We start from the raw sequence: 21459 nt of genomic DNA on the forward strand, positions 1-21459 counted from the left end.
GGCTCCTTGGTGTCAATTCAGAGTGTTCGCGGTCCGACTGCAAATCAGGCGCGGCAAATGGAGGAAGCATAGGGTGAGGCCGATGCATCATGCGCGGCCTTGGCCCGTTCATATCGAGGGGGACAAATGTTAAACTATGAGAGACTACGGGCGGCAGCACTTTCCATCGCCATGATTGGGTCAGCTAGTGTGGCAAACGCTGCGGACCTTTCGGTCAAGGCGAAGGAGGCGCCACCGGCAGACCCTCCATTCTTCCTGGTGAACGACAATCGGCTGACGTTTTCCTGGATGCCACAAGGCACGGAGCCGGGGGCTTATTCGCGGCGTCCCGACGGGTCAATCGACGGTAAGACTGCAAAGCAGGTCTACTCCTTCACACACTTCGACGTTTGGGCCTATGGCACCAACTCGTTCAATATTTCTCTGCTTAAGTCGGATCACAATAACCCGGCACACCCGTGCACAAACGCCGGGATAATCCAGACGAGCTTTACCAGTCCGGTGGTTTTGGCCACTTGCTCGGGAGCAACTGACATTACCGGGCAATTGCGCTCGACCTTCGGATGGAATGAACTGTTCAACACGAAGGCGTTCACTGCGGGGCCCCTGAAAAATATCTCGTTCGTAACCGGCTTGGATGGCGGCACCGAAAACAACTTCTTGACTCCGGCCAGGCGTGACGTCGTCGCTGGTCTGCAATTCCAGTTCGATTTGCCATATAAGGGCTTCTTGAATGTCGCGCCGATGGCGTTCTGGGAGTTCTCCAACAATAGCGCGTACGCTCAATGCGGAAGTAGTTTCGCCGGCACTATTCCGGGTGTGAACTGCCTAATCGACGGCACCAGAAGATACAATCCGACATGGTCGATTGAGGCCAACTACTACATGGATCTCGGATTTCTGCCAGAAAACATGCAGTTCTTCTCACTTAGCGGCCGTACTGCAATTATCGGACAAAGAGGATATGAGGCCAATCCGCTCCCTGGCCTCAGTACCGCTATACAGTACTTCTCCGAGCCCATCCGCCTGACCTTCGACGCGAGCAAGGCGGTTTGGGGAACCAAGTACTCACATTTTGTCGACCTATGGGTGTCTTACCGATACTGGCAAAACAAGTTCGGACTTGACCACAGCGTGAGCAGGACCTGCAACATTTCTCCAGGCGTGAGCAACAACACTTGCACCGAATCCACCGTCTACGCCGGCATAACGGTTAAATGGTAGATCCGAAGAAGTGGCGCCTCGAGCATCCAGCCCTTAGCGCCGCATGATGATCTCGACGAGAGGGGCTTCCGATGGAAGCCCCTAAAACGTTCTCTGAATGGCCCGGTTCAGTGATGGGCGACGTACCTTCTGAGTGTATGCGGTGCGTCTGCATGTGAAGTACGTGCCAGGAGGTCTCACGTGAAGCCGTATGCGGCTGTTCCGGAAGCGCGTTGAACCAGTCACAGTGCCGATCATAGCCCGACCAGGCGTCTCGCAGCTGATACCTGATCTAATGGAGGTTCATACCGTGTCGATTAGTGATTCGAGCCGCTCCGCCAGCCACATTGATTGGCACCAGGATGTCCTCGAGACCGCGTTTCTGCGTGGCTCGATTAGTCGTCGCAGATTTGTCACCATGTCGCTGGCCCTGGGTCTTCTCTCGGCCAGTCGGATCAGCGCGCTCGCGCAGACGTTGGAGGAAATCAAGGCTAATCAGGCAGCCAGAGCCAGATCCTTGTCCGCAAGCTATGACTACGTCGTGTGTGGAGCTGGCACCGCTGCATGCGCGCTCGTTGGCAGGCTGGCGCTCGACAGCAGCAAGAGCATTCTTCTGATCGAAGCAGGCGGATGGGATGATGCGCCGTCGATCCTCAATCCAGGCATTTGGTTCACCAATATCGGCACCGAGCGAGCCTGGAGCGACCTTACGCCGCCATTCGCCGGCATCAACAACCGATCGATCCTTGAACAAACAGGTAGGGTACTGGGTGGGGGGAGCAGCATCAATGCGGCCTGCTGGGTGCGTCCGTTCAAGGAAGATTTCGAATTCTGGGCCAAGGAAGCCAAGGATGAGAGGTGGGGCTATGAGCACGCGCTTTCCATATATCGGCGGGCCGAAAATTGGAGAGGGGCACCAGATGACCGATATCGCGGAAAAGATGGGCCGGTTTGGTGTCAACCTGCACAGGCCCCTTCGCCGGTTGCGCCAGCGATGCTTGAGGCCTGCCGGGCCCTCGGCCTGCCGGTGATAGCAGACTCCAACGGTAAGCGTGAAGAGACCGGCGAAGGATTCGCTTACTTCAATCACATTGTTAGGGACGGCCAGCGACAAAACATGGCGAAGTCCTATCTCTACCCTGTGCTGAACCAAAAGAACGTTACGCTGTTGGTCGATACGCAGGTCGATCGCCTAATAATCAACAACGGCAAAGTGAGTGGAGTCGAGTTCGTCCGCGATGGCAATAGGCGAATCATTGGAGCAAACCATGAAGTCATCGTATGCGGCGGCGGCATCAACACGCCACGATTGTTGATGCTGAGCGGCATCGGTGACGAGAGGGATCTCAAATCCGTCGGCATCGAGCCCGTGGTTCACAGCCCCGAGGTCGGCAAGAATTTCCAAGATCATATTCTACATCGGGGCTGTCTCTGGGAGGCACCGAAAAAGGTGGAGCTACGAAACTCTGGTGCCGAAGTGTTGGGCTATCTAAAGAGCGACCCGTCGCTAAATCGTCCCGACATAAGCGTGGTACAGGTGGAGTCGCCAATCACGACAGAAGTCATATCCAAGAAGTATAGCCCGCCGACAACGAGCTGGGCACTCTGTGCAGCTGTGGTCGCCCCGAAAAGCCGTGGTCACCTCCGCTTGAAATCCAACGATCCGAAGGACCGGCCAGTTGTCGAACCGAATTACTTAAGTCAACCGGAGGACGTTGCTGCGCTGGTGCGGAGCATTGAGGTTTGTCGCCAGATCGGAAACTCGACTGCGTTACGTCCTTTTGCAGTGCGTGAAGTTGCCCCAGGCAAGGAACTCAAAGGAGAGGAACTTGCAAACTTCGCCCGTGACGGAGCCTCGACATTCTACCATTCCAGTGGCACGTGCCGCATGGGCGCAGATGCGCAGGCAGTTGTCGACGCGAAGCTGCGCGTCAATGGGGTCAGCAACCTTCGCATTGCCGATAGTTCTATCATGCCGCGGATTCCTGCCGCTGCTTTGATGGCCGCATGCGTGCACATTGGTGAGCGTATGGCAGAGATACTCTCGGACCCACCTTAGCCGCAAGGTTGACCGTAAGCCGAGCCTAGCTCGATCGCGATTCTAAATCGCAGTTCCCGCGCTGGTTCTAAGTCGATCCAGCATCATAATAGCAGTGTTGATCGTTGGGGACGAAAAACGGTCTGGCCCCGACTAGGCCGTGTACTCATTAAGCAGTTGGCCGCCGATGTCCGCTCTACCTCCAACAGCGGCGAAAAAGCGGACATTTCCCGACGTCGCTGAAGGGCCGTAAGCTGACTTCATTCGCGACGGTGGTCTGCTAACGCACCCGTTTTAAGACGGCAGACCGGCTAACTGAAGCACATACAAAAGTGCTGGTCTTGCCACTGTCCGCCATAAATCCACTTGTCCCGAACGACGACTCGATGTCCTAAGAGCGGTGGCAGCTCCCTTCCTGGGGGGCTAACCTGTTTGCTGCGGCCAACTCGTTAGTGTGAAGCCTATCGATCGGTGACATGTTGCCATACCGACCTCTGGCTGGGTGGCCCGTTCGCCATCATGTGCTGCGATCGGCTGGCTGTGCTAAACTCAGGTAGCAACCAGAGATCCGTCGATAGTTGATTCATTATCCTAAGACTCACTCAGGGCACCGTACAAGTACGGTCTAGCAACGTTAGTAATTTCATAAACGGGTCGATGATATTCTGGTGCACAGAGATGCGAGCCGCGCGCCACATCGCGATTTTTGCAGTGCCTCTGGAATGCCGCACCGGCTTGGACGAGCTATCTCGCCCATGTTTGCCGCTCAACCTGCCTTTTGCGGCCGTCAAAATACTCTCTCAGGACCAAGACAATGATGTCCTTGTTCAACAATCTGAAAATGGCCGCCAAGATCGGCCTCATCACGACAGCGCTTGGCGCCGTGATGATCGCACTGGTCGGCTATATCTCGACCAGGATGGCTTCGCTGGATGCGACTTACTCGGATATCGTCAGCAGGATCGACACCTCCACCACGGTGGTGGCGCGTACCGCCCGCAGGGCGGAAACATATCGCGCCTCAGCTTTCGAGCTGCTGGTTGAAACAACCGACGCCGGAAATGCGAGGCTGTTGAAGGCCACCGTCGACAGCGCCGAAAGCGTTCTTTCCGGCCTCGACAAAGTGAAGAAGAGCGTGCCCGAAAAGGCAGCCGAGCTCGAAGCCCAGATCGGGCACTTCACCAAGGCATTTTCGGCCTGCAAGCCAGTCATCCAATACGCATCCACCACGACGACGGCCGAGGACAATGCAAAGGCTGCGGACCGCATGCGTGCCGAATGTAACGATCTTCTCCAGTCTGCCGTCGCTTCACAGCTGCAACTCGTCGACAACATGGTGGCATTTGCCAAATCCCGCGCCGACGAACAACATGCCGGAGCAGCTGCTGAGATCCGGAATTCCTACATTCTATCCGCCGTCTCCGGCATCGTTGCCATATCTGGTGCTCTTCTGCTTGGCATTTTCGGCATCGCACGTCCGCTGAGGGGCCTGGTCGATCTGCTTCGGCGGATGGCTAAAGGCGAAGACATCGAGATGACCGCCCTGACCCGTCGCGACGAAATCGGCGACACCGCTCGCGCGGTCGAGAGCGTCAAGACCATGCTGGCCGAGAAGGCCAACCGGGAGGCGCTGGCGAAGACCGAGCAGGACAGGCTGGCGGCCGACCAGCGGCGCCAGGACATGTACCGCCTCGCCAATCAGTTCGAATCCGCTGTCGGCGAGATCATCGAAACGGTCTCGTCGGCGTCGACCGAGCTCGAGGCCTCCGCCGACACGCTGACCAGCACGGCCGAGCGCTCGCAGGAGCTGTCGGTCGTCGTCGCGGCCGCGTCCGAAGAAGCCTCGACCAACGTCCAGTCGGTCGCTTCCGCCACGGAAGAACTTTCGTCGTCCATCAACGAGATCAGCCGCCAAGTGCAGGACTCGGCGCGAATGGCCAATGACGCCGTCGGACAAGCACGCGCGACCACCGAGCAGGTCGGCGAGCTCTCCAAGGCGGCCAGCCGTATCGGCGACGTCGTCGAACTGATCAATACGATAGCCGGCCAGACCAATCTTCTGGCGCTGAACGCAACCATCGAGGCCGCCCGCGCCGGCGAAGCCGGGCGCGGCTTTGCCGTCGTTGCATCGGAGGTCAAGGCGCTCGCCGAGCAGACCGCGAAAGCGACCGGCGAGATCGGCCAGCAGATTTCCGGCATTCAGTCCGCGACCCAAGCTTCCGTCGGTGCAATCAGGGAAATCAGCGGAACGATCGAGAGGCTTTCCGAGATCGCTTCGGCGATCGCCGCGGCGGTGGAGGAACAGGGCGCCGCGACCCAGGAAATTTCGCGAAACGTGCAACAGGCGGCCGAAGGAACGCACCAAGTCTCGTCCAACGTCGCGGCCGTGCAGCGCGGGGCGGCAGAGACGGGCTCGGCCTCGTCACAGGTTCTGGGCGCGGCACAGTCGCTGGCGCTGGAAAGCAATCGTCTAAAGGTAGAGGTCGGCAATTTCCTTAATACTGTGCGAGCGGCATGAATGGTCGAAGAACTTGTCCCTCCTTCTCATCTTTTAGAATAGTCCTCGCGCCTTTGGCGGGGCGGGGGTGGGGGTAGCCGCCGCCGGGCGTATCTACGTTAACTAGGGACGACGTCGATGATTACGCCTCCGCTCGCACGGAATGAGGACCGCCAAAGGTCCACTCAGGGTCATGAATGACAAAACTTACTCTGAGCACAATAGGTCTTCTTTCGGGTGCATAGCGACCAGTTGAGCTTGGGCCCCGAACCATGATTCAAGCCCTCCAGATCGCCGGCTCGAATCATGCGCTACGAACTCGCCGACCATGAATGGACCGCCATCAAACCGATGTTGCCGAACAAGCCGCGTGGCGTCCCTCGGGTGAACGATAGACGGGTCCTTAACGGCATCTTCTGGGTCCTGCGATCAGGAGCACCTTGGCGTGATCTACCTACGGCGCTTGGCCCGTGCACCACTTGCTACAACCGCTTTGTCAGGTGGCGGCGGGCCGGTGTCTGGGGCCGCATCATAGAAGCGCTTGCCACTGCCCATGATGCCGCTGTCCAGATGATCGATACCTCCATTGTCCGCGTGCATCAGCAAGGAGCCTGCGTCACAAGAAGCCAACGCCAATCGATGGGAAGGTCCCGCGGCGGCTCGACGAGCAAAATTCATGCGGTGATCGATAGCAATGGTTTGCCGGTACGCCTCGCGCTGAGCCCCGGTGAGGCGCATGACGTTCGACTTGCCGGAAAACTGCTCTCTCGTCTGAAATCCGGGTCAATGCTGCTTGCTGACCGTGGCTACGACGCGGATTGGTTCAGGGAGCTTGCCATGAGTAAGGGCGCGTGGGCCAACATTCCACCGAAAAGCAACCGCAGCGATCCGATCTGCTTAAGCCCCTATCTCTATCGTGCTCGCAACCAAGTCGAGCGCGGTTCTTCAATAGGATCAAACAATGTCGTCGGGTGGCGACGCGCTACAACAGGCTGGCCGCCAACTATCTTGCCTTCGTTCAGCTCGCGTCAATAAGGCTTTGGCTGCGTCTTGATGAGTCCGCGTCCTAGCAGTGGCTTCCATGAAGATCTGATTAAGGATCGAGCTGTTGGTAACTTACGCTGCGCCGATTGAACTAGCTAGTTTGACGGTCAGCGTCATCGGCACGTCAGCCCGGGCTGCGCCTATATGGCGCGTTGCCAGGCTCGGAGGCGAGCAGCGCTCAAGGTGCGGACCTAGAGCGCCGGCAGAGAAAGCGGTGCATCTCCGACGCGAACCGGCACAACCATCTACGCGCCGTAACCGTTGCGCCGGCGCCGTCGCTTGTCGGTAGAATGGCGCCGGCATAATGCCTTAGGTAGGCGTCGATGTGCGTGTGCCGCTTGGCGTGACGGTCACCGGCGAATCCGAATAGGGCGGGAACGTTCGTTAGAGCCTGCCTTCTGAGGATCAATGTTCTCGCATCGATGATCATGCAAGCTTCCCGTCTCGGGGCGTCTTGTTGGTCCCGCTGCGCTTGTCCATGAACTTTCTGTCCGTTTTGCTTGCACCGCTGCGGTGCTCACTTCACCGGCAGTCTCTTACGGCGTGAATTGTTCGAATTGTGCGGGATAGTCGCACGGTGTGAGCGCAGCGAATATGCGTCTTCCATTCGCGAGCGGCAGTTCATTGATTCGGCCTTGCGGGTTGTTGGCAATGGGCCCAGTTGTTGGCAATGGGGCCCGGGACGTCCGCCAGCAAGGGCTTGCGGATCGACCTCTAGAGCTGCATGCGGCGCGCCGCCGTACGATCGGAGCCGGCGAAGAGACAGTACGCGCGTCCCGTGTCGAAGCCGCGCACCGCGCATTCGGGTTGTCAGGTAGATCTGGCCCGTCATCCGCCGCCTCGACGCGCATGCCTTCCAAGTGAAACTCTGATTTTGCTACCCGCAGCGATTGCGTATCCCGGCGCCTTCAGCCGCAGATATGCTCGATATCATTAATCGTCGACAAGTTCGTTCGTACGCGGCCTTCGAGAGCCGGAGACTGGACATAACCTAATTTCGGTCGTATCATAATTTCGTGAAAACGCGCATGTTCTAGGTGGGGGAACTGAGGGAGGAGGAATCTCGAATGCCGCCGTTAGCGAAAATGCCAATCACCGAACTGCGTGAATGTACCATCTTTTGTAGCTGGCTTGATTTCTACGATGCGGCGCCGGCTGAAACGCGGCCGCCGACTATATAGTCGTGCGTCGCGCCCAAACGTCACTCCATTTCCATTTTAGGTCCGAGGAAGGCTCCAATGCATTGGTCGCCTCGACCCCACACGCGGGAGTAGCAAATGTCCCCGAGTCGCCTCTTGTTCGAGTCGCGTCCTGGTCCTGATGGTGAAGCGGACCATAGAGGAAGCATTGTCGATACGCTGAGCCGGGATGCCATGGGAAGAAACAGATCATTTGTCGCTCGAGGAAGTATCGATCAGACCGGCGAGGAGCGGGCGTTGGAGCAGTCGGCTTTTGATGCCGGCCATTGTTGGCCAGGCGACATTCAGAAGAGCCGGGACAAGATGGTTCGATTGTTGCGCCTATTTTCGTCGCCTCGGAAACGGCTCGGTCTCACGCCCGATGAGGTGCTGATCTTCCTGGCGATCGGTTATCTCTGCACAACCACCACGAACTGTACCGTTCAAGTCACGCCGATCGGCCTAATCGATGTGGCGGCTTTACTCGGAATACCCAAAGAAACGGTTCGTCGAAAAACGGGCAGGTTGGCAGATCTCGAGTACGTGACCTGCACTCCGAAAGGAGTCATGATCAAGCAACCGAAGGTCTGGTGTGATATGTTGAATCGCGCTCTCGCCTGAAATCTTGAATTGCTGCTGTCTGGAAAACAAAAAAAGGGCTGCGCATTACTGCAGCCCAGTCTTGGGAGAACCTACTTGGACGATAGCCCAGCGATCGGGAGGGCTCAGAAATCTTTCATTACAGCCCTCGGAATCGACTAAGGTAATTTGACCATAGAACAAGCATTAGATGTGGTTTTGAAAGCCCAGTTTGAGGCGCCGCGCTGATTTCGGACAAGCTCCATCCGTACATCGTCCTCGATATGGTGTGCCAGGAAAATGAGAGAAAATCGCTAATAGATCGGCGGCATTGAACGGCACTCTTCGGCATGTCTTCGCTCGGGCGCGATCTCGACCGCGCGCTTCTTCAAGTGTGAGGAAGGGGAAAGCGGCCTGCGAGGGAGCAAGCGGCGTCCACCGAGTTGCTATCACACTTCGGCGAACATCAGTCGGCGCATTCCGGAGGCCTTAAGAAAGCTCGCCTCAACAGGGATATTGAAACGAGACACGTGATAAGCCTCGCACCAACTTGACCATTTTCGCACCGTCTCACGGCGGAATGGCCGACACCGAGTCACGTGGCATTTGCTGCTCAGCAAACGAATCTGTTGAGATCAAAAAGGCGCCTATAACGACAATCGCGAATGTAGATCGGAAACTCGTCGAGCCGGTTGCGTCGGCCTAATCAGTGGCCTTCGCAAGATGTGAGGTTGCAGTCGCAGGGAGCGAGTAGCACCTCAGGCTTCGAGTAGGCTACTCATAAGTTGTTCTCTGCTGAAAGGTAATGACCGTATTCGGACGCCCAGGGCGGTGGCAATCGCATTGCCAATCGCAGCTGCCGTCGGGCCGAGCGCTACCTCTCCAATGCCGAGCGGCAGATCCTTTGGGCTGCCGATTAGCTTGACGTCGATCTCCGGTATCTCGCTGAACCGTAGTACCGGGTAGTGTTCCCACGCGTTCGACTTTATGACCCCATCTTCGAATCGCACACGCTCCTTGATTGTCCAGCTCGCTGCTTGGATTGCTCCGCCTTCGATTTGATTGATTGCGCCGTCGGGATTGATGACGAGACCAGCATCTGCTGCTATCCAAAAACGCTCGAGTCGTACTTCTTCGTCAACCAAAAGGTCGACGACCATGGCGACGTAAGCGGCGCGGTTCTTATAGCGGCTAAAGGCGAAACCTCGGCCCCGACCGCTCCCGATCTCGCCCGGTCCGCGCCAGTCGGCCATCGCAGCCGCAGCCTCAATTACCTTCCGCCCGCGAAGATCGGACAGATTGTCTAGTCGATAGTCCAGAGGATCTCGTCCCGCCAGCTCCGCCAGTTCGTCCATCATTGATTCGATGGCGAACACATTTGCGAGCGCGCCTAAGCCCCGCATCGACGAACTGCGCACAGGGGGATCCGTAACAAGCCGATGCAGGATGCGCTGCCGCGGAATGTCATAGATGGCAAAGCCATTGCGGATGCCACCACCACCGCTGGCGTCGGGTATATCGACTGGCATGGATGGCAACGGCGGATTTGGCATAAGTTGCGCGCTCAGGAGGTTAACCCGTCCTCCCATGCCCGGCCGTGTGCCGTGCACTGGGCTCAAAATATTCATTCCCCATGCGCGCGGCTTGCCGTCGTCGCCAAGATCTACCTCGACCGTCACTTCCGCAGCGGGGCCAAGGGGAGATACGGTCATCTCATCCTCGCGCATCCACATAACCCTGATCGGCGAGCCAGGCTTCGAGCATGCGATCAGTGCGGCCTCGAAAGCCGCGTCGTCGGCCCCGTTGTGTCCGTAGCAGCCCGCTCCCTGGCGATGGATGAGGTTAATGGCGGAAGGATCCAGGTTGAGCGCGGTGGCGATCGCCTTACGAAGTGGATTCACACCTTGCGCATGGGTCCAAACAGTAAGGTGCCCAGCCTCAAAAAGGGCGAGCGCACAGGACGGTCCGATCGAGGCGTGGGCGAGCCAGGGCCGCGAATAAGTCGCGGTGACCGCTCTGGCGGCCATTGGAGGCTCGTCGCGCTCTTCATCGCCCAACGTGCGCTCATTGATGGTCCGCTCACGTAGGCCGCTCGGGTCGTCGTCGCCCCGCTGAAGAGGGGTTCCGCCGGTCCAGGTTATGAAGCGTTCGCGAGCCTGCCAAGCGGTTACAACGTCCTCTTCCCGCTCTCCAACGAGTGCAGCAAAGTCTCCCATCCTTACTATCTCAACCGCATCGACGTAGCGCTTGGGTAGGTTGGTTCTCTCGAGCCGTTCGATCCGCGCGCCTGGCCAAGGTTGGTGCAGCACGCGTGCATGCAGCATGCCCTTAAAGGACACGTCATGAATAAACCCCCCGCCGAAGACCTTCGCCGGAAGGTCTATCCGCTTCAGGCTGGTTCCGATGACCTTGAAGCCGGCTGGCGACTTGACCACGGCGGATCCGGTAGCGGGGCGATGGAGATCGACCACACCGGATAGGCTCCAATAGCTTTCGCCCGTTTCATGACCGTCACGCAGGAACGCGCCGTTTACAATCGAAATGGAGTCGTTTTGGCAATTGAGCTGCTCTGCAGCTTGGCTGCGAAAAATCTCGCGGACTTCAGCGGCCACTAACCGGACAGCAGCCCCAGATTTCTCTATCGATATGCTACCGGCCGTATAATGCTCATCAGGACATCCATCGGTGTCACCTGATACGATGTCGAGCCGGTCCGGCGAGACGTCCATCTCTTCAGAAACTAATTGAGCAAGCGCAGTTAGCACACCTTGCCCCAGCTCCACCTTGCCCGTGGCGAAGCGGACGCGTCCGCCCGGTTTGATCGTGATCCACTGATCGAGCCACGGATTGTCGACCAAAATTGGCGGAAGATCGTTGGAAATCATGATGCGGCTTTCTCTGCTTCTCGGGCGAGGAGCTCAGCCGCGCGCTCAACGGCCCGCAAAATTCTGAGGTGCGCCCCGCAGCGGCATAGATTGGGTTCTAGGGCGGCCCGAATTTCTTGGCGATCGGGGCGGGGACGGCTGTCAAGAAGCGCCTTCGCCGAAATCATCATACCGGACAGACAGTAGCCGCACTGCCCAGCTTGTTCCTCAAGAAATGCCTGCTGTAGCGCGTGTGGCTCCCCGAGCTTGCCAAGGCCTTCCAGGGTTGTCACCGGCCGCCCAAAGGTTTGTAAGACCGACGTCGTACACGAATAGGTCGGCTCCCCATCGACGAGCACCATGCAAGCGCCGCACTGCTCGTGACCACAGCCAAACCTCACGCTAGTCAGTCCCAGATAGTTTCGCAACGCCGTCAGAAGCGGTGTGTCTTCTGCAATGTCGACCTTTGCGATGCGCCCATTGACTTCCAGTTCAACTGTCATTTCTAATTTACCTGCAAAGCAACGACGGCCGCTGTTCGATAGTCGATAACGAAGGATTGGGGGTCTCGCGGTTCTAGAAGCGAGCTTGCGGCGCCGCAACGCCGGGATCGCGTGCCTGCGGCAGAGATTGATCCACTCTCGATGGCGTGCCCACGAATGTGCGGTCCATTGGCACGCTGCTAGTATCGAGCGATATGGGCCATCCCGAGAGAGCGACGATGGCGCACCCTGATCGACTAGAGTTCCGTTTTTGGTTCATCAGTTTGTTGACCCCGCGATACAGAGAAACCTCCGGCGGGCATGCCGAAGGCTTCGGTAGTCGCGCAAAACTTGGAGATGAGAGCCCGCTTTGAAGTGCTCTCTTTTGGGTTCTTGCTCCCCGCCATAGTAGTCCTCGGTCCACCTCCCTCGACCAAGTTATCTGACTTCGACCTACAACACGTTCTAGGGAGACAGATTCGTGGCCCGCCGACTTGTTTCTCCCGCCTGCGTTCGCATTGCCTTCTACACGTCGACAATTTGGCGGGGAGCAACGCAGAAAAATAGTACATGTACGAATTTGTGGGTGTCAATTGTTTTGTTAGCCCCCGGCCGGGTAAGGTCCGCGAAACTGCCTTGGCAAGGGCAGCTGACGGGTCACCATTAGCTTGCACTCTGGAGCACCGCGCGCCAAACGCCGGTCGACAAGTTGTCCTGTTCCGTCCAACACACTTGACGCCGCCTACGCCGCAGACGTCGGGCTCTGCCTCATGAAACAAGGCTGCGTGCAATTGTCTCGAACGTTGCGGGGGCACGGCCTAAGAGCATGCGCATGACGTTGTTGTTGCCCAAAAAGCCGTGTTGATCGTAGTGCTCGTTCATGGCGTGCCAGTCTGCTAACCCTTCGGGAGAGCGGGCAGCGAGGCGGGGCGTCAATTTTACCTCGAACGTACTGATCTGAACTGGATCCAGCGATACGTCGCGCAGGCGGCCAATCGTGCGTACCATATCTGCCATTGAACCTTGCGTGCTGCTCAGTTCATAGCTGGCGTATTCGTGGCCACTCTCTGCGATCGACTTGACTCCGACCTCAGCCAACTCACGTAGATCTATGAGCGAGAACAAGCGGTCGGGATTGAACGGAATCGGAACCCGCCCTGCCGGCGAGTTGCCGCCATAAGAGCGATATACCACCTGGGCGTACATTGCCGGCTGCAATATCGTCCAATTCAGCGAGGTACTACGGATTGCAGCTTCCGCCTCGGCCTTTCGCATGTGATGGCGCAGGCCGGGCGTATGGGGTTGAAGGACCGATACGTATACGAGCTTCCTAATCTGTTCGTTCTCGGCCACACGCGCAACCGTCATAGCATACAGGGCTTCGGCACTGACCATGGCCGGGGGGATAAGATAGACCGCGTCTGCGCCCTTGAGAGCCGCTCTGACTGTTTCCACGTTTGAGAGGTCCGCGTGAACCACCTGGTCCGCAGAGCTGCCGATTACCTTGGCACCCGAGTCTGTATGTGTCGTCGCACGCGTCCGAAACCCGGCCGTGCGTAGGGCGCGCAGCACGTATCCACCGCTTATGCCAGAAGCGCCGAAGACGACAACCAGTCGCTTATCTTTAGGGCTGTGCTCGGAGAACATCGCCTCTTCATCCTTCACACTGTGGTCTTTCGAAAAGGAAGCCTCTGCTCGAATGGTTCTGTAGACACGTAGCCGCTATGATCGGCCGAGTGACGTGTCGCGCGATGAACGCCTTGCGCAATCCCGCAAGCGTGGAACACTTTCATGGAGGAGATTTCGTTAAGATCGCGCATTGACGAAAATCTCGCGTCTAAGCAGTTCCGGAGCTCATCGTCCAGAACGGACAAAACGTGTTGGGGCGAGACTCGCGTCCGCTCGTATCGCTCGGATGAGCAGCGAATTGTTGTGTTCGGCCTTGCCACCGGTGTTGGGCGTGCCCACTGGCAATGGTGCAATACATCGGGCTGATGTCCAGGTAGAGGGCACCAGCCCGAAGATCCTCTCGCAGCTACGGTTCAAGTCTCTACGATCGGAAGCCGCTGGACGTGTTTTCCGGTCAGCTTCCGCCAAGCGTTCGCGACGGCGGGGCCGACCGGAGGCACGCCAGGTTCGCCGGCGCCGGTTGGCTTCTCGCCGGAATTGACTATCGACACTTCTACCTCCGGCATCTCATTGATGCGCAACACGCGATAGTCATTGAAGTTCGACTGTTGAACGCTGCCACCATCCGCCAGTGCGATCTCGCTGAACAGGACCGCGCCCAGTCCGAAAGCGATACCACCTTCCATCTGAGCTCTCACCGAATTCGGGTTGACGACGACGCCGCAATCGACCGCACACCAGACTTTGTGCACGCGGGGGCTACCGTCGGAATTGCGCGACACCTGGGCAACCTCCGCGACATGGGTACCGAAGGACTTGACCACTGCAACGCCCATCTGATGGCCTTCTGGGAGGCGCTTGCCCCAGTTTGCCATTTCCGCTGCGCGTCGCAGCACGCCCTTGTCACGCTCGTCGGCAAGCTGGGAGAGGCGGCCCTGCACGGCATCTTTGCCTACCATTTGCAACATTTCATCCACGAACGTCTCGACGGCAAAGCCGGTGTGTGTGTGTCCGACCGAACGCCAGAACATGGGCGGAACGGCCAGGACAACATTGTGGGCCTTTACTCTCAGATTCGGGATGGCATAGGGCAGATCGTCGGCGCCTTCTACCATGAAGTGCTCAACATCTTCGCCAGGAGTGAGACGCTGACCGACAATCGCATGATCCCAGCCGACGATCATGCCCTTGCTGTCAATGGCGCCCCGCAAGTTATGGAGGAACATCGGCCGATAAAAGCCTCCTCGGATGTCGTCTTCACGCGTGTGGAAGTGTTTGACGGGCCGGTTTCCTCCAGCCGCTTTGAACACCTCTGCGGCGTAGCTCATGCCGGGGCCACCGAAGGTAGTCCGGCGACCGAATCCGCCGCCGGTGAGCTGAGCGTTGAGACGGATCTTGGACGCATCGATCCCGAGCACTTTGGCGGCCGCCTTCAAATCGACGCCAGGCATTTGCGAGCCGCAGAATATGTCGAGCGTACCATCATCCCGGGGCACGAACAGCTCGTCCATCGGCTCCATCGGCGCGTGCGCCAGGAACGGAAATAGAATGCGCGACTCGTGGGTCCGGACGCTTTTGTCCGCCAACACTCTGTCGACATCACCCTTTTTGATGGCGTCTATACCTGGTTCTCCCAGTTTCTCGGCATAGGCGGCAGCCAATTGTTGGGAACTGCGCGTCTCGGCCTTCGACAGATTCCATTCGACCTTTAGCAGGTCGCGCGCCTTGATAGCCGAGTAGGTATCGGTCGCATAAACCGCAACGCCGGTGGAGACCGCCTTCACATCGACCACGCCCGGAACCTTGCGCGCTTCTGAATCATCGAAAGACTGCACGCTGGCGCCAAATTGATCCGGGTGCTTGACCAACGCCACCACCATGTTCTCGGCTTCGAGATCCAGAGTGAACACCGCTTTGCCTGTCGTTTTGTCTGGGATGTCCAGCCGCTGAAGCTCCCGGCCAATCAACTGGAAATTCCTAGCATCCTTCAACACTGGATCGGCTGGCGGGGTCTGCTTTGCCGCTCGCTCCGCGAATGCGCCGAAGCCACCCTTCCTTCCGGAGGCCGAGTGCCCGATCACGCCCTTTGAAACAGTAATCTCGGCGGCTGGTACGCTCCACTCCTGCGCCGCTGCCGCCACCAACATGGCGCGCGCCGTGGCGCCGGCTTTACGATATTGCTCGTACGAGTTGGCAATGCCGGAAGAACCAAAGGTCCCCTGTAAGAATATGTTCCGGCTGACCAGTATGAGATTGGCGTAGGCTTTGTCATCGATAGGTGAATGAACGACCCTAATCTGCGACCAGTCGGCGTCGAGCTCCTCGGCAACGAGAGCGGCCAAACCTGAATGGATTCCCTGACCCCATTCGAGATGCTTAGAGAGGATAGTAACCGTGCTGTCCGGTCCCACCTTCACGAAGGAATTCATGGAAGAAAGTCCGTCCGGGCCGCCTGGAAGCGCGCCTAAAAGCGCCGCGCGGGCCATGCTCTTCGGCATCACGGCAAAGCCAATGACGAGGCCGACGCCCCCAAGGAACGTTCTGCGCGAGGAAGGGAGTTCGTGGACGCTCATCGCACTATCTCTCTATGTTTACCGAAGGACATTGTTGCGGGGAGAACACTACCTGTATGAAATGCGTCTATCATTTGCCCTCGACGCTATCTCAAAGACGCCGCGTTATGCTCCGCGAGTAAATCCCTTAGTGCGGACCTTATTCGGCGTTGCAGGTGCCAAGAGGATATATTGTAAGCCAAGCAAATGTTTGTCGTTTTCCGGCCGTTTACAGGCAGGTTGTGCGCGTAACACATTGAATATTTCGTGCAATTGGCGAAATGAGCCACATACTGCCGAAGTGACGTGCTGCTGAACGGCGCGTGATGCCGGCAATCGATACGGCGGTGATCGCTTTTGGAATTGCGACATATCATGGCGCTCTGGACTAGTAGCGTGCCATGAGCTGGTTACGCAGATGCTCGGAAGCTCTAGGACCGAAGAGTGCGATTAACGAATTCGAACATGTCGAGGCGCGCAGTCGCGGGGTCGGATACGGACATCGTGCCGGTCTCGCTGAAGTTCATGATGGCGTCAGGTTCGATCGAACTAGCTGTCCACGGTGGCAAACCATGGCCATTCGGATTGCCTGTCTTGACGAAATTGGTCCAGTATCCGTTCATGGCCTTTGCCATCTTCCGGTCGTCATCCGTGAAAGTCAGAGGCTCGTCGAAGAGCGTATTCGTCCAGTCAGGTCCCATTGATGTCGCCGGAGTTTGCGGCAGATTGTCGAGCATAAAAGGCAGCTCGGACGCATGTAGAGCTCCGGCAATCTTTGCACGAAGGGCATGTGCCCTATACGAAAAGCGGTATGAATAGACGGGCTGCTTCAGTTTCGCGAAAGAGCGGGCGATCGCGCGAGCTGGCTCGTAATAGAGCGCTTCGGTCAACAGGCGCGCGGCTCGCTCAGACTCAGGGTATAGAGATTCAAAAGCTCGCAGCAGCGGCTCACGATTGGCGCCCAAACGGCTAAGAAGTCCGTCAAAATCGATGCCTCCAAGAAACACCTGTGCTTCGTAATCAGTCGTGCCAATGATGATCGGCACAGCAGTGAACGCTCCTTTCTCGAAAGCGCGTCCGAACGAGTCAGTCATGATCTGTCCGTCGATCATCGGGCCAGCGAACGTTGTGCGCTGCGGCGAGGTTTGCCCAAGGCCGCTGACGATCGTCTCGGCAGGTAGGGCCCGTAAACCTTCTGCATCGAGTTGTCCCAATCGAAAGTATTCTAAGAAAGCCTCGCCCAGGGATTCGCCCGTACGCGCCACTCCCGCCTGATGATGCAGCGGCGGCTCACGATGCATTCCGTGCGTCGACGATTGTAAGATGGCTTTCTGAAAGAGTCCTCTGGCTTGTGGGGCTATCAGCATTGCCGCAACGCTGCGCGCGCCAGCCGACTCGCCGCAGATTGTAACGTTCTCGGGATCGCCTCCAAATGCAGCGATATTGCGCTTCACCCAGCGAAGGGCCGCAATTTGGTCCATAAAACCGTAGTTTCCGACCGGCTCGTCGGCGTGCGCTTGCGTTAGCGAGGGGTGGGCAAAAAATCCGAAGCGACCAAGCCGGTAATTGAAGGACACGAAAAGAATGCCCGCGTTCGCGAACGGTGTGCCGTCGTAGAGGAGGGTGCCACTTCCCCCATTGAAAAAGCCGCCTCCAGGAATGAGCACCATTACCGGACGTTTGGTCCTGTCGGACCCGTAGGGTCGCCACACGTTGATGGTAAGGCAGTCCTCGCTCGTTCCGTTCACGGGTGGCGTGAATGGAACTTCCGATTGCAAGCAGGCTGGGCCAAACTCGTCGGCGTTGCGGATGCCCTGCCAAGAGATCGTGGGTTGCGGTGGTCGCCAACGCAACGGCCCCAAGGGGGGCGCGGCATAGGGTATCCCCCTGAATACCTCGGTCCGTTCCTGTGAAATCCCACGGACGTTACCAGAATCGAGTGCAACGACCGGCCCGCTGGTTGGGTTAGACGCCATCGGCTTCTCCATTTTCGAATGCGTCCCGCCAGCCGTGTTTCGCCAAGAGTTCTTCTTGAGTGATTGCGGACGACGATATCCAATTCTGCTCAGGCCCGAAGGAAGGTCCGCGTCGTCCCCTGGGCTGCACGATCGCGCTGTCTCCCCGGCCGTTCGCGAGACGAGAAGCGGACTCGTGAAAATTGCCCTCCAGAAATGATCTCGGACACATAAAAGTTGCCTCGATAGGACCGGATAAGATCGAGGCATTGCCCTCATCCGGATGGTCTCCTAGATATGCGTCTTCACAAGGTGGGTAGTGCTCCGCAAGCCGCAACATCGGACTCGTCCTTGGCTATCAAGCGGGGGCTTGCCGCTGGTTTCGTCTGTTCCGCAAGGCAGCCCACGGCCGGCGCGGGGCCATTTTTGACATATGACAAATTCGGACATATTGCAATTTTATCTCGTTCGTTCCCTCCTTGGGGATTTCCATCTCTAGACCCGGGTTCAAGCCCACGGTCGCGCGACTCGCGTTAAGTCCGACATCGCCCGCGCTCGAGCTCTGTCCGTTGCGCCTGCAGATCGACATGGGAGACAACAATGCGTGAGCCGGCCTTCTGGTATCAGCCACGCTCGCCGTTGTCGTGTGTGCTCCGCCCGTTGGGCGGGCTGTATGGCGCAATCGCCGCCCGGCGCATGGCGCGCGAGGGCCTCGAACCTTGCGTCCCCGTGATCTGCGTCGGGAATTATCACGCCGGCGGCGCAGGCAAGACCCCGACCGTGCTCGCATTGACAAGCCTCTTGCGTGAGCTCGGCGAGAGCCCAGCTGTGGTGAGCCGCGGTTACCGTGGCCGGTTAAGGGGCCCGGTAATGGTCGATCGCGAGCGTCACAACGCCTCCGATGTCGGCGATGAGCCGCTGATGATGGTGAGTGAAGTGCCGGTCGCGGTGGCGCGAAACCGTCTCGGCGGCGTCACGCTCGCCAAGTCTCAGGGCGCGACCGCCATTTTACTCGACGACGGCTTTCAGGACCCGCGCATCATGAAGGATGCCGCGCTCATTGTGATCGACAGCGAACGCGGCCTTGGCAACGGCCAGGTGTTTCCGGCGGGTCCGCTTCGCGGGCCGCTGACACCACAGATCGCGCGAACTGACGCGCTGGTCCTGATAGGCGATGGTCATGCCGCGGACTATGTGGCGGCTGAGATCGCGATGCGCGATAAGCCGGTCCTGCGTGCGCGTCTGAAGCCTGACTCCGCCACGGTTGCCAAGCTGGTCGGCAAGCGGGTCCTGGCATTTGCCGGCATCGGGGATCCCGAGCGCTTCTTCCGAATCCTGCGGTCGAACGGCATCGAGGTCGCATGCACGCATCGTTTCACAGACCATCAAATGTTCTCCAAGGCCGATATTGAAGCGCTCTCCGCCAGGGCGAAGCGCGAGCAGCTCACGCTTGTGACCACGGAAAAGGATCTTGCGCGACTGCTCGGCAGCAGTCTGTACGACCAGGCCGTGCCTTTCGCGGTCGAGATCGAGTTCGACGATCCGGCAGGGCTCCGGGCAGCGATCAGCACTTATCTCTACAGGGCCCGCGAACGGTGTCGCTTGGCTGAGCGGCTTCAGGCCAGCGTCCACGCGCCGGCCGGTTCCACCGGCTGAACCAGGCGCGTCCGAATTTAGCGAACGTGCTCGTAAGGCCTGCTTGCGAGGGCTGTTCACTGTTCTCGAACGCGCTCCACGAGCAACGCTCATAACGGATGATTATAGCCATGCGACTACCGTATTCGGCACCGCGTAGCGTCTGCAATATGCGCGCGACAAATGCGTATCGATGACGCTGCGGATTGATCGCGCCGCGATCAACCCTGAGAGCGGTTTCCATCCTTTGATCGATGGTTTCGTCGACATTCTGGCGCCAGCCCGCGCTTCCCGACGAACTTCGCAGCTTGATGTTTTTGCGCTCGCAGCGTGGGCCGACGCTTTGCCGCCGCGCGTTATTCTTGACATATATCAAAATCGGACATATTACAATTTCGCGGCACCCGGGTCCATCGAGGCATCGGGTGCGGCGCCGACTTCCTATTTTGTTGAGAGGCTCCCCATGTCGATGCCGGCGTTCATGCCAACTGCGCGCGCAATTCCTTCAGATGCAGTACCGACAAGTGCGCTCAAGCAGTATGTACCGCATCTCAGCATCGCCGAGCGGGATAGGCGATGGGCCCAGGCCAGGAGCAGGATGATGTTTGCCGAGCTGGACGCTCTGGTCTTTCTCGGCAACGACATTTACTTCGGCATGGGCATGGCAAACCTCAGGTACATGTTTCAGCTGGATGCGCAGATCGGGGGCGATGCTCTCTTCCCTGCCGTAGGTGATCCGGTTGTCTGGACCGGCATTATTCACATGAATCGGCCGTTCAATCCCTTCGCGGCGATCCAGGATTGGGTTTCCGACGTTCGCGGGCGCGCCGGAACACCGGGGATCGTCGACGAGCTGCGCGGTCGCCGTCTCGAGCGCGCGCGAATTGGGCTGGTGGGCTTTTCGTCGACCATTCAGCGTACCCCGACCTTGCTGCACCGAGAGGTCGAGGCTCTCAAAGCGTCGCTGCCGGGGGCGACCTTTGTTGACGCCGGCTGGCTCATCGAGGAGATGCGCGTCGTCAAGAGCGAAGAGGAGATTGGGATGCTACGCAAGGCGGGTGGTATCGCCCGCAAGGCCGTAGACGCCCTGATCGCTACCGCACGCCCGGGAGTACCTGAGGCGGTGGTGTTTGCAGAGATGATCAAGACGCAGATCGCCAACGGCGCCGAACCCAACATCTTCAATCTGTGGGCGGCCGGCCCGGTCGAGCACCCTGCGAACGAACTATGGCACACCTTGCATGGGTCGGATCAGCCGATTGCGCCAACCATGCGCCCGTTGGCTTCGGGCGATATCATCATATCGGAACTCCACACCAAGTACGGCGGCTATCGCTGCCATACCGAATACACGGTGTATCTCGGCCGTCAGGCGCCGAAGCAATTGCTTCGCATCTGGGATGTCGCAGTCGAGTGTCTGCAGGTTAGTAAAACCGCATTGACGCGAGGCCGAACCATTCGTGAAGCCGTTGCAATGATCCGCAAGCCGGCCGAAGCGGCAGGACTAGACTGGGTCGAACTCGGTTTCCACGCCATGGGAACGGCGTCGCCCGAACACCCCAGCGTGGTCTACCCGAGCGGGTACGGCGTTGACGCAATCAACGGCGCGCGGGTCGACGATATGGAGCTCGAAGTTGGGATGGCCTTTGGGAACAACATCAACCTGCACGACTCAAACTGGAAGGTCGATGTCGGGGTGATGCTGGCAGATTTCATGGTTGTTCGCGACAAAGAGGCCGAGGTGCTGGTCAATACGCCTCTGGAGTTGGCTCAGATCGCCTAGCCCTCATCGCGTTTGCAGCG

General features: G+C 58.4%; 12 protein-coding genes. 7 read left to right on the forward strand and 5 right to left on the reverse strand.

Features of this window, described 5'->3' with window-relative positions; all coding sequences use genetic code 11:
- Positions 1-126 precede the first annotated feature (126 nt).
- The 5 genes from ACV1FX_RS02435 (at position 127) to ACV1FX_RS02455 (ending at position 8581) form a co-directional block, all read left to right on the forward strand.
- Positions 127-1224, forward strand: coding sequence for a hypothetical protein (locus ACV1FX_RS02435; protein WP_473115920.1), 1098 nt, complete (start codon positions 127-129; stop codon positions 1222-1224).
- Between the two features lie 289 nt (positions 1225-1513).
- Positions 1514-3262: a GMC family oxidoreductase gene (locus tag ACV1FX_RS02440; protein WP_473115921.1), complete on the forward strand. Its 1749-nt coding sequence runs from the start codon at positions 1514-1516 to the stop codon at positions 3260-3262.
- Positions 3263-4058: 796 nt separating this feature from the next.
- Entirely contained in the window at positions 4059-5759 is a 1701-nt protein-coding gene (locus ACV1FX_RS02445) for a methyl-accepting chemotaxis protein (RefSeq protein WP_473115984.1), read from the forward strand.
- A gap of 285 nt (positions 5760-6044) precedes the next feature.
- A protein-coding gene (locus ACV1FX_RS02450; protein ID WP_473115922.1) for an IS5 family transposase occupies positions 6045-6808 on the forward strand; the annotation gives its coding sequence in 2 pieces (ribosomal slippage) (positions 6045-6674 and positions 6677-6808; 762 coding nt in all).
- Positions 6809-8059: 1251 nt separating this feature from the next.
- Positions 8060-8581, forward strand: coding sequence for a hypothetical protein (locus tag ACV1FX_RS02455; protein ID WP_473115923.1), 522 nt, complete (start codon positions 8060-8062; stop codon positions 8579-8581).
- A 716-nt stretch (positions 8582-9297) separates the two neighbouring features.
- Here the strand turns inward: ACV1FX_RS02455 and ACV1FX_RS02460 are convergent.
- The 5 genes from ACV1FX_RS02460 to ACV1FX_RS02480 form a co-directional block, all read right to left on the reverse strand.
- The gene (locus ACV1FX_RS02460) at positions 9298-11424 is read right to left on the reverse strand and encodes a xanthine dehydrogenase family protein molybdopterin-binding subunit (RefSeq protein WP_473115924.1); all 2127 of its coding nucleotides are present in this window, start codon (positions 11422-11424) and stop codon (positions 9298-9300) included.
- Positions 11421-11906 (reverse strand): (2Fe-2S)-binding protein, encoded by a 486-nt coding sequence (locus ACV1FX_RS02465; RefSeq protein WP_473115925.1) that lies wholly within the window; start codon positions 11904-11906, stop codon positions 11421-11423. Before ACV1FX_RS02465 ends, ACV1FX_RS02460 begins: the two co-directional genes overlap by 4 nt.
- Before the next feature lie 747 nt (positions 11907-12653).
- Positions 12654-13550 carry an SDR family oxidoreductase gene (locus ACV1FX_RS02470; protein WP_473115926.1) on the reverse strand — a complete coding sequence of 299 codons (897 nt, stop codon included), beginning with the start codon at positions 13548-13550 and terminating at the stop codon, positions 12654-12656.
- A 377-nt stretch (positions 13551-13927) separates the two neighbouring features.
- Entirely contained in the window at positions 13928-16087 is a 2160-nt protein-coding gene (locus ACV1FX_RS02475; RefSeq protein ID WP_473115927.1) for a xanthine dehydrogenase family protein molybdopterin-binding subunit, read from the reverse strand.
- 410 nt (positions 16088-16497) lie between these two features.
- The gene (locus tag ACV1FX_RS02480) at positions 16498-18300 is read right to left on the reverse strand and encodes a carboxylesterase/lipase family protein (RefSeq protein ID WP_473115928.1); all 1803 of its coding nucleotides are present in this window, start codon (positions 18298-18300) and stop codon (positions 16498-16500) included.
- Between the two features lie 321 nt (positions 18301-18621).
- Here ACV1FX_RS02480 and lpxK point away from each other — a divergent pair, with 321 nt between their 5' ends.
- Together lpxK and ACV1FX_RS02490 are read left to right on the forward strand one after the other, a co-directional pair.
- The gene (lpxK, locus tag ACV1FX_RS02485; RefSeq protein WP_473115929.1) at positions 18622-19677 is read left to right on the forward strand and encodes a tetraacyldisaccharide 4'-kinase; all 1056 of its coding nucleotides are present in this window, start codon (positions 18622-18624) and stop codon (positions 19675-19677) included.
- A gap of 172 nt (positions 19678-19849) precedes the next feature.
- Complete coding sequence (locus ACV1FX_RS02490; RefSeq protein WP_473115930.1) at positions 19850-21439, forward strand: M24 family metallopeptidase; 1590 nt, start codon at positions 19850-19852, stop codon at positions 21437-21439.
- Positions 21440-21459: the final 20 nt, after the last annotated feature.

The sequence above is a fragment of the Bradyrhizobium ingae genome (genome assembly GCF_055791185.1).